Below are 12,551 nucleotides of genomic sequence, written 5' to 3'. Positions count from 1 at the left end.
GGGCCGGCGCGGCGGGCTGCTCGGCGGCCGGGGCCGGAGCGGCGGCCGGGGCGCCGGTGCCGTCGTCGATGACGGCCAGCTCGGCGCCGACCTCGACGGTCTCGTCCTCGGCGACCTTGATGGAGGCCAGGACACCGGCGGCCGGGGCCGGGATCTCGGTGTCGACCTTGTCGGTGGAGACCTCGAGCAAGGGCTCGTCGGCCTCTACACGCTCACCCTCGGCCTTCAGCCAGCGGGTGACGGTGCCCTCGGTGACGCTCTCGCCGAGCGCCGGAAGGGTTACGGAAACCGCCATGGTTTCGGTTGCTCCTTACGAATTGCGGAAGTCTGTGTCGTCGCGCCCAATGACCGAGGGGTCAGTCGTGGGAGTGCAGGGGCTTCCCGGCCAGCGCCAGGTGGGCCTCGCCGAGCGCCTCGCTCTGCGTCGGGTGGGCGTGGATGAGCTGGGCGACCTCGGCCGGCAGCGCTTCCCAGTTGTAGACCAGCTGGGCCTCGCCGACCTGCTCACCCATGCGGTCGCCGACCATGTGCACGCCGACCACCGCACCGTCCTTGACCTGGACGAGCTTGATCTCGCCCGCGGTCTTCAGGATCTTGCTCTTGCCGTTGCCCGCCAGGTTGTACTTCAGGGCGACGACCTTGTCCGCACCGTAGATCTCCTTGGCCTTGGCCTCGGTGATGCCCACGGAGGCGACCTCGGGGTGGCAGTACGTCACCCGGGGCACGCCGTCGTAGTCGATCGGGACGGTCTTCAGACCGGCCAGCCGCTCCGCAACCAGGATGCCCTCGGCGAAGCCGACGTGCGCGAGCTGGAGCGTCGGGACCAGGTCGCCGACCGCCGAGATCGTCGGGACGTTGGTCCGCATGTACTCGTCGGCGAGGACGTAACCGCGGTCCATGGCGACCCCGGCCTCCTCGTAGCCCAGGCCCTGCGAGACCGGGCCGCGGCCGACCGCGACCAGCAGGACCTCGGCCTCGAACTCCTTGCCGTCCGCGAGGGTGACCTTGACACCGTCGGCCGTGTACTCGGCCTTCTGGAAGAAGGTGCCCAGGTTGAACTTGATGCCGCGCTTGCGGAAGGCGCGCTCAAGAAGCTTGGAGCTGTTCTCGTCCTCGACCGGGACGAGGTGCTTGAGGCCCTCGATGACCGTGACGTCGGTGCCGAAGGACTTCCAGGCGGAGGCGAACTCGACGCCGATGACGCCGCCGCCCAGCACGATCGCCGACTTCGGCACGCGGTCCAGGACGAGGGCGTGGTCCGAGGAGATGATCCGGTTGCCGTCGATCTCCAGACCCGGCAGCGACTTCGGTACGGAACCGGTCGCCAGCAGGATGTGGCGGCCCTGGATGCGCTGACCGTTTACGTCCACCGAGGTGGGGGAGGACAGCCGCCCCGTACCCTCGATGTAGGTCACCTTCCGGGAGGCCACGAGGCCCTGCAGGCCCTTGTACAGGCCCGAGATCACCTCGTCCTTGTACTTGTGGACCCCGGCGACGTCGATGCCCTCGAACGTGGCCTTGACGCCGAACTGCTCGCTCTCGCGGGCCTGGTCGGCGATCTCCCCCGCGTGCAGCAGGGCCTTGGTGGGGATGCAACCCCGGTGCAGGCAGGTGCCGCCGACCTTGTCCTTCTCGATCAGGGCGACGTCCAGGCCCAGCTGAGCCCCGCGCAGGGCCGCAGCGTAACCACCGCTGCCACCGCCGAGGATCACTAGGTCGAAAACGGTGCTGGCGTCGTTCGCCACGTCACGTCCTCCATGCATGTGCGCCGTACGCCGGTCGACGATGACCGGCTGGCGGCTGGTGTCCGGCCGCTGTGCTTCGGCCCTTCGGTGGGGCCCTGTCCTGCCGAGCCCCATCTTCGCACTTGTCGGCACCGGACGAGACGCGGGGCCGGGGTGTGATACGTCGCACGCTCGGCTGTCACACACGCGAGGCGGCACCTGTCGCGCGCGGACGCCGGGAAGGGGCGCGGGGAACTGCGCGACCGGCCACAGCCCACCCGCACCCGCGAAGGGGTGGGTGCGGCAGCCCCTTGTCAACGGGAGGGAGGGCGTCGCCGGGAAGGGGCGCGGGGAACTGCGCGACCGGCCACAGTCCACCCGCACCCGCGACGGGGTGGGCGGCGGCCACCCCTGACCAGGGGGCGAGGGCGCAGCCGGAAGGGGCGCGGGGAGCTGCGCGACCGGCCACAGCCCACCCGCACCCGCGACGCGACGATCACCCACGACTCAGTGGGCGCGCGTCACCCCAGGTCGCCGGCGGCGGTCAGCTCGGCCAGCCGCACCAGCGTTCGCACACCCGACCCCGTGCCGCCCTTGGGCGTGTACCCGAACGGCCCCTGCTCGTTGAAGGCGGGCCCGGCGATGTCGAGGTGCGCCCAGGTGATCCCTTCGCCGACGAACTCGCGCAGGAAGAGACCGGCGACCAGCCCGCCGCCCATCCGCTCGCCCATGTTGGCGATGTCGGCGGTGGGCGAGTCCATCCCCTTGCGCAGGTGCTCCGGCAGCGGCATCGGCCAGGCGGCCTCGCCGACCTCCTCGGCGGCCTCGTGCACCGCGGAGCGGAACGCGTCGTCGTTGGCCATCACGCCGAACGTCCGGTTGCCCAGCGCCAGCACCATCGCCCCGGTCAGCGTCGCCACGTCGACGAGCGCGTCCGGCTTCTCCTGCGAGGCCGCCCACAGGGCGTCCGCCAGGACCAGCCGGCCCTCGGCGTCGGTGTTCAGCACCTCGACGGTCTTGCCGCTGTACATCCGCAGCACGTCGCCGGGCCGCGTGGCGGAGCCGGACGGCATGTTCTCGGCGAGCGCCAGCCAGCCGGTGACGTTGACCTCGAGACCGAGCCGCGCGGCCGTGACGACGGCCGCGAAGACCGCCGCCGCCCCGCTCATGTCGCACTTCATCGTCTCGTTGTGGCCGGCCGGCTTCAGCGAGATGCCGCCCGAGTCGTAGGTGATGCCCTTGCCCACGAACGCGAGGTGCTTCTTCGCCTTCGAGGAGGTGTACGACAGCTTCACCAGCCGCGGCGCGGACGCCGACCCGGCCCCGACGCCGAGGATGCCGCCGTAGCCGCCCTTGGCCAGCGCCTTCTCGTCGAGCACCTGCACCTTGATGCCGTGCTCCTTGGCCGCGGCCTGGGCGACCGCGGCGAACGCCTCGGGGTCGAGGTCGTTGGGCGGGGTGTTGACCAGGTCGCGGGCGCGGTTCAGCTCCTCGGCCACGGCCGTGGCGCGCTCCACCGCCGCCTTGGACGCCTTGTCGCGCGCCTTGGCGCCGAGCAGGACGACCTCGGCGAGCGGGGCCTTGCCGTTCTTCTTGTCCTTGGCGGCCGCCTGGCCGTTGTCCTTGTACGCGTCGAAGGAGTACGCGCCGAGCAGCGCGCCCTCACCGATCGCGCCCACGGCGGCCGCGTCCTCGAGGGGCAGCGCGAAAGCGGCCTTCTTGGCGCCGGCCAGCGCGCGGGCGGCGGCTCCGGCGGCCCGGCGCAGGGTCTCCGCGCCGTACTCGGCGTCCTTCTCCGGGCGGGCGCCGAGGCCCACCGCCACCACGAGCGGCGTCTTGAATCCGGCCGGGGCGGGCAGCTTCGTCACCTCGCCCTCGGCGCCGACGGCGCCGAGGGTCTCCAGGACGCCGGCGAGTCTGCCGTCGAACGCCTTGTCGACGGCCTCGGCGCCCGGTGCGACGACGGGGCCCTTGTCGCCCTTGGCGACACCGATCACGATCGCGTCGGCCCGCAGGCCGGCCGCCGCGGCGGTGCTGAGAGTGAGAGCAGTCACGGTGGTGAAATCTCGCTTCCGATGTGAGGTTCCTGTGGCCGAGGGGTGGGCCGACCGGGCCCGACAGCCGACCCTGGATCGCTCGTGCGGTGGACTCTGTACCTGGTCCGGCACAGATCGGGCACGAGCCTACGCCCGGTGACTGTTCGAGCATTCCTACGGGCGTTCACCTGTCAGTGGCGTCGTCGCCATTCCCGATGCTCGCACTCCATGACCTGAGTCACACTCGTCGGGTTCGGGTGAGCCGGATGCTCACCGCTTCGCATGATTTCCACCGATCCGCCGTGCGCCCGTCACAAGTGCACAACGGCCTTCCGGGGCGCGCGGGGATCCTCTGGGGGGAGACCACCATGGCGCGACGCGCGCACATACGGAGATCCACGGCCGCCGTCCTGGCGGCCGCCGGACTGCTGACGCTGGGCATCGGCGTACCCGGCGCCGCCGCGGCACCCACGCCGCGGATCGATCTGAGGGTGCTGGTCGTGGACAACGGGGAGAGCCCCGTCCAGGCCATCACCGAGCAACTGAGGAGCACGGGCATCCCGTACACCACGGTGAAGCTCACCGACCCGAACCGCCCCACCATCACCGGGGCGTTCCTGAGCGACACGGTGAACGGCACGCCCCGGGCCAAGTTCCAGGGCGTCGTCCTGCCCAACGAGGCCCCGTTCGGGACGGGCTCCGCCGAGCAGACCGCGCTGGAGACCTACGAGCGGACGTACGGCATCCCGCAGGTCGACGCCTACACCTGGGCGCATCCCGAGGTCGGCCTCGACTACACCAGCGAGGGCGGCTACGCCGGCACCCTCGACGGCCGGCAGGCCGCCGTCACCGACGCGGGGCGGGCGGGGCCGTTCGGCTACCTCGACGGCGCCCTCGCCTTCGAGGACAACTCGCCCACCGTGCAGGAGAGCTACGGCTTCGTGGCCCGGCCGCGCGGCGGCTTCACCAGCTACGTGGACGTCCCGGTGCCCGGCGGGACCGGCCGCGGCAGCCTGGTCGGGGAGTACGCCCACGACGGCCGCCGCGAACTGGTCGTCACGTTCGCCTACAACCAGCACCAGCGGCAGTTCCGGGCGCTGGCCCGCGGCATCGTCGAGTGGCTGACCCAGGGCGTGCACCTGGGGCGCGACCGCAACTACTTCGCCGTCCACGTCGACGACGTCTTCGCCCCGGACGCCCGCTGGGACACCGAGCGCGACTGCACGCCCGGCGACCTCGACTGCGCCGACGGCACCGGCGAGGGGACCACGGCGATCCGCATGACCGCCGCCGACGCGCAGTACGCGGCGCAGTGGCAGCGCGAGCGCGGGTTCACGCTCGACATGGTCTACAACGCCGGCTCCGGCGAGGAGTGGAAGGCCGAGAACGGCGGCACCGACGCCCTCGCCGCCCGGCTGCTCGCCGACCGCAACCAGTACCGCTGGATCAATCACACCTACACGCACCCCTACCTGGGCTGTGTCCAGGACACCTCCACCGTGCCGTGGACGTGCGCGAAGAACGCCGACGGCACGACGCGGTGGATGAGCCGCGCCGAGATCGGCGCGCAGATCCGCGACAACCACAACTGGGGGGTGAGCAAGGGCCTGCCCGTCGACCGCACCGAGCTCGTCACCGGCGAGCACTCGGGCCTCAGGAGACTGCCGCAGCAGCCCCAGGACAACCCCGAGCTGGCGCGCGCCCTCGCCGACAACGGCGTCAAGTGGATCGCCTCCGACAACTCCCGCGAGCCCGAGCAGCGGGCGGTCGGCGGCGCGCTCACCGTGCCCCGGCACCCGATGAACGTGTACTACAACGTCGGGACGGCCGCGGAGATGGCCGACGAGTACAACTACGTCTACACCTCCAGGGCCGACGGCGGCAGCGGCATCTGCGAGAACAACCCCACCTCCACCTGCCTCGACGAGCCGCTGGACCCGGCCACCGGCTACGCGTCGTACATCGTCCCGCAGGAGACCCGGATCGCCCTCGGGCACGCCTTGAACAACGACCCGCGCCCGCACTACGTGCACCAGTCCAACCTCGCCGAGGAGCGGCTGCTGTACCCCGTGCTGGACGGGGTGCTCGGCGATTACCGGGCGCTGTTCGCGGACAACACCCCGGTGGAGAACCTCGGCCAGAAGGCCGTCGGCACGGAGCTCCAGCGCCGCGCCGAGTGGCGGAGCGCCGTCGCGGACAACCGCGTCACGGCGTACCGGATCGGCAACACCGTCACCGTCAGCGCGCCGGGCGGTGTGGAGATCCCGGTGACCGCGCCGACGGGCACCAGGCAGCAACTCCTCCTGGGCACCAGCGCCTTCGGCACCCCCTACGCCGGCAGGACCTCGGCCTGGGCGACTCCCGGCCTCCTGCAGTCGGCGCTCACCCTGAAGCTGTCGTAGCGCGAAACGCCCCATGGGGGCGCGGGGAACTGCGCGACCAGCCACTGCGGACCCGCACCCGGCATCGGCCGGCAGTTCCCCGCACCACATCCGCAAACAAGGGAGCCGCGCAGCGCATGCGCACCGGCCGTCACGTCACCATGCTCACCGAAGGCACCTATCCGCATGTGCACGGCGGGGTCAGCACCTGGTGCGACCAACTCGTCAAGGGCATGCCGGAGGTGGACTTCCACATCGTCTCGCTCACCGGCAGCGGCCGCGAACCCGTGACCTGGGAGCTACCGCCCAACGTCTACCGGCACACCACCGTGCCGACCTGGGGCCCGCGCCCGGGCCACAGCAGGGCTCCCCAGGGCCGCGCGCGGCGCCGGTTCCTCGACTCCTACGAGTGCTTCCTGCTGTCCGTCCTGGACCCGGACACGTCCTGCGACTTCGGCGAGGCGCTCTACGAACTGGCCCGTCTGGCCCGCGAGGGGCGGCTGTCGGCGGCCCTGCGCACCGAGTCGGCGCTGCGGTCCCTGATGTGGATCTGGACGATGCCGCATCTGCCGACGGCGGTGGCCCGGCCGACCGTCCATGACGCCCTGACCGCGACGGACCTGCTGGAGCACGCGCTGCGCCCGCTCGGCGTGCGCATCCCGACGGACAGCGTCGCCCACGCGGTGAGCAGCGGTCTCGCCACGCTCCCCGCCCTCGCCGCGCACGAGCTGGACGGTGTGCCCTTCCTGCTCACCGAGCACGGCATCTATCTGCGCGAGCGCTATCTCGGCAACCGCCGTGACACCCAGCGCTGGCCGGTGAAGGCGTTCATGCTCGGCTTCTACCGCGCGCTGAACTCGCACGGCTACCGCGCGGCCGACCTGATCACCCCGTGCAACCAGTACAACCGCCGCTGGGAGGAGCGCGGCGGCGCCGACGCCGGCCGCATCCGCACGGTCTACAACGGCGTCGACCCGGCCGCCTTCCCGCACGCCGGACCGGAACCCGACGTCCCCACCCTCACCTGGTGCGGCCGCGTCGACCCCATCAAGGACCTGGAGACCCTGCTGCGCGCCTACGCCATGGTCCGCGCCGAACTCCCCGAGACCCGGCTGCGCCTCTTCGGCCCCGTCCCGCCCGGCGGCGAGGGCTACCGCACCCGACTGGAGAAACTCGCCGCCGAACTCGGCGTCACCGACGGCCTCACCTTCGAGGGCCGCATCAGCGAGGTCTGGCGTGCCTACGCCGCCGGGCACCTCGTGATGCTGTCGTCCATCTCCGAGGGCTTCCCCTTCTCGATCATCGAGGCCATGTCCTGCGGGCGCACGACGGTCTCGACCGACGTCGGGGGAGTGCGCGAGGCGGTCGGCGACACCGGTCTGGTCGTGCCGCCGCGCGAGCCGGAGAAGATGGCCGCGGCGGCCCTGACACTGCTCCGTGACGACGAACGGCGCCTGAGACTGGCCGAGTCGTCCCGCCAGCGGGTCATCGAGCGGTTCACGCTCCGCCGCTGTGTGGAGAACTTCGGCACCATCTACCGGGAACTCGCGGGGCAGGCCGAGGCGTACGAACCGACGCTGGAGACGGTCGCCGACTGGACCGCCGAACTGCACGACCCCTGGTACGCGGCCGTCGCGACCTGGGAGTCCCCCCGGACGGACTCCGAGGGAGGGACCGGCCGGTGAGCGAAGACCTCCGGGTGCCCCCGGGCGCCCGCCCCGGCACCCTGTCCGTGATCCCGCGTCAGCGCACCACTCCCGGCCGGGCGGAGCCCGACCCGCTCGGCGAACTCGCCGCGCGCCTCGACGCCTTCGTCGCCGCGGCCGTCCATCCCGACGAGATAGCCGCGCTGCTGGAGTCCGACGGACTGTCCGACGCCCAGATACGCGAGCGGTACGGCGTGAAGAACTCCTTCGCCCTCGCCGAGGAGCTCTACGGTCGCGTCGAACGCCGCCATCCCGAACCCGACGACCCCGTCCACGACCCCTGGCGGGCCGGCCTCCTCGGCTGCCTGCTGCGCGGCGTGGTCTTCGCCCTCCCGGGCCTCGCCTTCGTCCTGGGCGCCCCGTTCCTCGCGGGCCCGCGGGACGCCATGGGCCTCCCGGCAGGAACGCTCCCGCTCCTCGCGGGCGCCCTGACCGGCTGGGCCTGGAACCAGGCGCTCGCGCACCGCGCCTACTCCTGGCTGGGGCTCGGCGACCGCGGTGCCGCCCGCCGCTGTCTCCTCGTGGGCGGCCCGGTCGGAGCCGTGCTCGGCGCCCTCGCCGCCGTCGCCGCCGCGGGTACCGCCGGCCCGTCCGCCGTCGCGTTCGCCGCCGCCCAGTCCTGCTATCTGGGCGCCTCCACCGCCCTGCTGGTCCTCGGCCGGGACCGGGCCCTGCTCGCCGCGCTGCTGCCGATGGCGGTGGGCGCCGTCGCGGCCCTGCTCACGGACGTTCCCGAGGCGGTCCGCCTCACCCTGCTGCTCGTCTCGCTGGCGGCGGTCGCGGCCGCCGCGCTGCGGGAGGTGGCGCCCGCCGTGAAGGAACTGGGGGAGGGCAGCTGGACGGCCGGGCTGAGGGAACTGCCGGTACGCCGCGCGAGCGGCCTACGCCTGTCGGCGTCCCTCCCGTACGCCCTGTTCGGTGTGGCCGGCGGCGTCCTGGTGCTCCACACCGCCCTCGGCGACGTCCTCGCCGGGCAGGGGCCGAGCGCGCTCGCCGCACCGGCCGCCGTGGCGCTCACGCTGAGCATGGGCCCCGCCGAATGGCTGCTGCACCGCTTCCGCAGCGGCAGTCTCACCGGGCTGCGCTCCACCGGGACGTCCCGCGCCTTCCGGCGGGTCACCGCCCGCACGGTCCTGCGGTGCCTCGCCGGCTACCTCGCCGTCCTGCTCGCCCTCGCCCTGACCGCGGCGGCGCTGTGGCCGCGGACCCCGTCCCCCGACGGCGTCCGCATGGCCGGGCTGCTGCTGCTCGGCGTGGTGCTGTGGACGGGCCTGCTGCTGCAGTCGTTCGGCGCGGTGCTCGGCGCGGCGGCGGTCTGCGGCACGGCCGCCCTCGCGCAGACGCTCGCCCTCGTCACCGGCGCCGGCCCACCGCACCTGGTCGCCCTGGCGGTCTACGGCTGCGTCGCCGTGGCCCAGGCGGCGCTGGTCTGCACCTTGCTGGGAAGGGCGACCGCCCACCGATGAGCAGCCTCCTGGTCCCCTACTACGAGCACCCGGCCGTCCGCCCCGCCGAATGGGACGCGATCGTCGCCGCCGCGCCCTTCCTGCACGGCGTCGTCCTCAACCCGGCCAGCGGTCCCGGCGACCGCCGCGACGAGGGCTTCGCCCGGCTCGCGGCGCGGCTCCGCGAGGCCGGCGTCCGGGTGCTCGGCTACACCGACACCGCCTACGGCGACCGCCCGCACGCCGACGCCGTCCGGGACCTGACCCGGTACCGCGACTGGTACGGGGCGGACGGCGCCTTCCTCGACCAGGTCGCGTCGCGACCGGAGCTGCTCGGGCTCTACCGGCGGCTGGCCGGCGACGCCCGGAGCGCCGGCTGCGGCACCCTCGTCCTCAACCACGGCACCCCGCCGCACCCCTCCTACGCCGGTATCGCCGACGTCCTCGTGACCTTCGAGGGCGACTGGGCGACGTACCGCGACATGACGCCGGTCCCCTGGCGCGGGGCGGGCGCGCACCTGTGCCATCTGGTGTACGGAGTCCCGGACGGCGCCGACACGGCGGCGCTGGCCCGGGCGAGGGGAGCGGCCCTGCACTGCGCGGTCCCGGGGACGGGAGACCATCCCTGGGGTACGTTGCCCCACACCCTGGAGCCCTTCCGGTGAGACGCCCGATCCTCCTCGTCGCCCTGCTCTTCCTGCTCGCGGGCTGCGCCTCCGACCCGGCGCCGCCGCGGGAGAGATGGCAGCCGCGGCCCGGTACCGACTGGCAGTGGCAGTTGCGCGACCGCGTGGACACCTCCGTCGACGCCCCCGTCTACGACATCGACGGCTTCGACAACTCCGCGGACACCGTCGCCGCGCTGCACGACAAGGGCCGCAAGGTCATCTGCTACCTCTCCACCGGCGCCTGGGAGGACTGGCGGCCGGACGCCGGTGAGTTCCCGGAGTCGGTCCTCGGCAAGGGCAACGGCTGGGAGGGCGAACGCTGGCTCGACATCCGCCGGACCGACGTCCTTCAGCCGCTGATGGCCGCCCGCCTCGACATGTGCCGCGACAAGGGCTTCGACGCCGTCGAACCCGACAACATGGACGGCTACGAGAACGCGTCCGGATTCCCCCTCACGGCCGCCGACCAGCTCCGCTACAACCGCCTGATCGCCCGTCTGGCCCACGAACGCGGCATGGCGGTCGGCCTGAAGAACGACCTCGGCCAGATCCCCGAACTGGTCGGCGACTTCGACTTCGCGGTCAACGAACAGTGCGCCCAGTACGGCGAATGCGAGGCCCTCACCCCCTTCATCGAGGCGGGCAAGGCGGTCTTCCACGCCGAGTACGAACTCCCCACCGCCCGCTTCTGCGCCGAGTCCCGCCGCCTGGGGCTGAGCTCGCTGCTGAAGAAGTACGAACTGGGGGTCTGGCGCGAGACCTGCTGAGGCACCCGGGCGGGCGATCCGCCGAGGGACCTCACCCCAGGACGAACACCAGCAGCGCCGTCGTGGCCGCCGTCTCCGCGAGGGCGCCGAAGACGTCGCCGGTGACCCCGCCGAACCGGCGCACGCAGTGCCGCAGCAGCACCTCGGCGACGGCGGCGGAGACGACCACCGCGAGGGCGGCGCGCAGGACGCCGTACGGCCCGAGGAGCGCCCCGCCCGCCGCCGCGACCGCGATCACCGCGAGGGCGGCGCCCAGCGCGCCGCGCACCGGGACGACTCCGGCGACGGCCGCGCCCAGCCCCTCCGGACGGGCGGGCGGTGTCCCGGTGCGGGCGGCCAGCGTCAGCGCCAGCCGGGCGGCGCCTCCCGCGACGACCGCGGCGAGCGCGCCCCCGGCCCAGGAGCCGGCGTAGAGCTGCGCCAGCGCGGCCACCTGGGCCAGCAGGACGAAGACCAGGGTGAGCACCCCGAACGGCCCGATGTCGGACTGCTTCATGATGCGCAGCGCGTCCTCGGCCGGCTTGCCGCTGCCCAGCCCGTCCGCCGTGTCGGCCAGTCCGTCGAGATGCAGTCCCCGGGTGAGCACGGCGGGCACGGCGGTGCTCGCGACGCCGGCGAGCAGCGGACTCGCGCCGAGGAACAGCGACACCAGACCGGCACCGGCCGCGCACAGGCCGACGAGGAGTCCGGCGAGCGGCGCGCAGAGCATCCCGCCGCGGGCGGCCTCGCGGTCCCAGCGCGTCACGCGTACCGGCAGGACGGTGAGGGTGCCGAAGGCGAAACGGAGACCGTGCGACGGCGGGAGCTGGGGCATCCGGGCAGGTTACGCGACTGCTCGCGCGGCACCTCCGGGAGATCCTGGGCAGACTGGGACACATGGGCAACTGGTGGGACCGCAACATCGTCGAGCCCGGCAAGCTCCCCCTCCTGCTCGCCCTCACCGCGTTCGTGCTGACCTTCCTGATCACCCGGCTGGTCACCCGCATGATCAGGGCGGGCCGGGGTCCCTTCCGTGACGTCAGCGCGGGCGGCGTCCACGTCCACCACGTGGTGCCCGGCGTCGTCCTCACCCTCGTCGGCGGCTTCGGCGCGGTGGCCGGAGGAGGACACGGCTTCGGGTCCTATCTGTCGGCCGTGGTCTTCGGGATCGGCGCGGGTCTGGTGCTGGACGAGTTCGCGCTGATCCTGCATCTGGCGGACGTGTACTGGACCGAGGAGGGCCGCCAGAGCGTCGAGGCGGTCGTGATCACCGCCGCCCTGGTCGGCCTGTGGGTGGCCGGGTTCGCGCCGTTCGGGGTCAACGACCTCGACCGGGACGAACTGCAGGACCGGGGCTCGGTCATCTCCACGGTGACCGGCAACTTCCTCTTCTCGCTCGTCGCCCTCGCCAAGGGCAAGACACGGGTGGCCATCCTCGGCGTCATCGTGCCGTTCCTCGCCCTGTTCGGCGCGATCCGGCTGGCCCGGCCCGGCTCGCCCTGGGCGAGACGCCTCTACCGCAACCGCCCCCGCGCCCGGGCCAGGTCACGGCTGCGCGCCTACCACCACGACCGCCGCTGGCTGGGCCCCACCCGCAGGTTCCAGGACTGGCTCGGCGGCACCCCCGACCCGGAGCGCGCGCGGGCCCTGGAGAGCCGCTGATCAGCGCCGTCCCCGCGCCGCCGCCGCGCCTTCCTCGCGTCCCCGGGACGGCCGCTTCGGGTTCGCGGGCCGCGGTCGACGAGTTGTACACGAACCTGCGCGTCGACTGGGTCGGCTGCTTCGGGTTCCTGGCGTTCTCGGGTCGGCTGCTTCGGGTTCCTGGCGTTCCCTGGTCGGCGGCTT

10 protein-coding genes are annotated in these 12,551 nt (G+C 73.0%); 6 read left to right on the top strand and 4 right to left on the bottom strand.

Annotated features, from left to right (window positions below; all coding sequences use genetic code 11):
- The 3 genes from ACWCPM_RS25785 to ACWCPM_RS25775 all read right to left on the bottom strand — a co-directional run.
- A partial coding sequence (locus ACWCPM_RS25785; RefSeq protein ID WP_450978639.1) for a biotin/lipoyl-containing protein occupies positions 1-295 on the bottom strand: 295 nt, incomplete at its 3' end.
- 61 nt (positions 296-356) lie between these two features.
- Positions 357-1,745 carry a dihydrolipoyl dehydrogenase gene (gene lpdA, locus ACWCPM_RS25780; RefSeq protein WP_450978638.1) on the bottom strand — a complete coding sequence of 463 codons (1,389 nt, stop codon included), beginning with the start codon at positions 1,743-1,745 and terminating at the stop codon, positions 357-359.
- A gap of 500 nt (positions 1,746-2,245) precedes the next feature.
- The gene (locus tag ACWCPM_RS25775) at positions 2,246-3,778 is read right to left on the bottom strand and encodes a leucyl aminopeptidase (RefSeq protein WP_450978637.1); all 1,533 of its coding nucleotides are present in this window, start codon (positions 3,776-3,778) and stop codon (positions 2,246-2,248) included.
- A gap of 350 nt (positions 3,779-4,128) precedes the next feature.
- On the opposite strand from ACWCPM_RS25775, the gene ACWCPM_RS25770 reads away from it, so the two are divergent.
- From ACWCPM_RS25770 to ACWCPM_RS25750, 5 genes are all read left to right on the top strand, one after another.
- Positions 4,129-6,162, top strand: a complete 2,034-nt coding sequence (locus ACWCPM_RS25770; protein WP_450978636.1) for a hypothetical protein — start codon at positions 4,129-4,131, stop codon at positions 6,160-6,162.
- A 116-nt stretch (positions 6,163-6,278) separates the two neighbouring features.
- On the top strand, positions 6,279-7,826 hold the full coding sequence (gene pelF, locus ACWCPM_RS25765; RefSeq protein ID WP_450978635.1) for a GT4 family glycosyltransferase PelF: 1,548 nt from the start codon (positions 6,279-6,281) through the stop codon (positions 7,824-7,826).
- A complete protein-coding gene (locus ACWCPM_RS25760; protein ID WP_450978634.1) occupies positions 7,823-9,313 on the top strand; it encodes a hypothetical protein in 1,491 nt (496 codons plus the stop codon). The genes pelF and ACWCPM_RS25760 overlap by 4 nt, the downstream gene beginning before the upstream one ends.
- Entirely contained in the window at positions 9,310-9,957 is a 648-nt protein-coding gene (locus tag ACWCPM_RS25755) for a spherulation-specific family 4 protein (RefSeq protein WP_450978633.1), read from the top strand. Before ACWCPM_RS25760 ends, ACWCPM_RS25755 begins: the two co-directional genes overlap by 4 nt.
- Entirely contained in the window at positions 9,954-10,727 is a 774-nt protein-coding gene (locus ACWCPM_RS25750) for an endo alpha-1,4 polygalactosaminidase (RefSeq protein ID WP_450978632.1), read from the top strand. Before ACWCPM_RS25755 ends, ACWCPM_RS25750 begins: the two co-directional genes overlap by 4 nt.
- Before the next feature lie 31 nt (positions 10,728-10,758).
- Here the strand turns inward: ACWCPM_RS25750 and ACWCPM_RS25745 are convergent, their stop codons facing one another.
- On the bottom strand, positions 10,759-11,541 hold the full coding sequence (locus ACWCPM_RS25745; RefSeq protein WP_450978631.1) for an adenosylcobinamide-GDP ribazoletransferase: 783 nt from the start codon (positions 11,539-11,541) through the stop codon (positions 10,759-10,761).
- A 62-nt stretch (positions 11,542-11,603) separates the two neighbouring features.
- Here ACWCPM_RS25745 and ACWCPM_RS25740 point away from each other — a divergent pair, with 62 nt between their 5' ends.
- Positions 11,604-12,368: a hypothetical protein gene (locus ACWCPM_RS25740; protein WP_450978630.1), complete on the top strand. Its 765-nt coding sequence runs from the start codon at positions 11,604-11,606 to the stop codon at positions 12,366-12,368.
- Positions 12,369-12,551 lie beyond the last annotated feature (183 nt).

This window comes from Streptomyces sp. NPDC002309 (assembly GCF_053593375.1).
The sequence above is the reverse complement of the archived record's forward strand: the minus strand, read 5'-3'. Positions and strand labels throughout refer to the sequence as shown.

Excerpts from the sequence above, each read along its gene's own strand:
- ACWCPM_RS25740 (WP_450978630.1), top strand. The coding sequence starts at position 11,604 with ATGGGCAACTGGTGGGACCGCAACATCGTCGAGCCCGGCAAGCTCCCC.
- ACWCPM_RS25770 (WP_450978636.1), top strand. The coding sequence starts at position 4,129 with ATGGCGCGACGCGCGCACATACGGAGATCCACGGCCGCCGTCCTGGCG.
- ACWCPM_RS25755 (WP_450978633.1), top strand. The coding sequence starts at position 9,310 with ATGAGCAGCCTCCTGGTCCCCTACTACGAGCACCCGGCCGTCCGCCCC.
- pelF (WP_450978635.1), top strand. The coding sequence starts at position 6,279 with ATGCGCACCGGCCGTCACGTCACCATGCTCACCGAAGGCACCTATCCG.
- ACWCPM_RS25745 (WP_450978631.1), bottom strand. The coding sequence starts at position 11,541 with ATGCCCCAGCTCCCGCCGTCGCACGGTCTCCGTTTCGCCTTCGGCACC.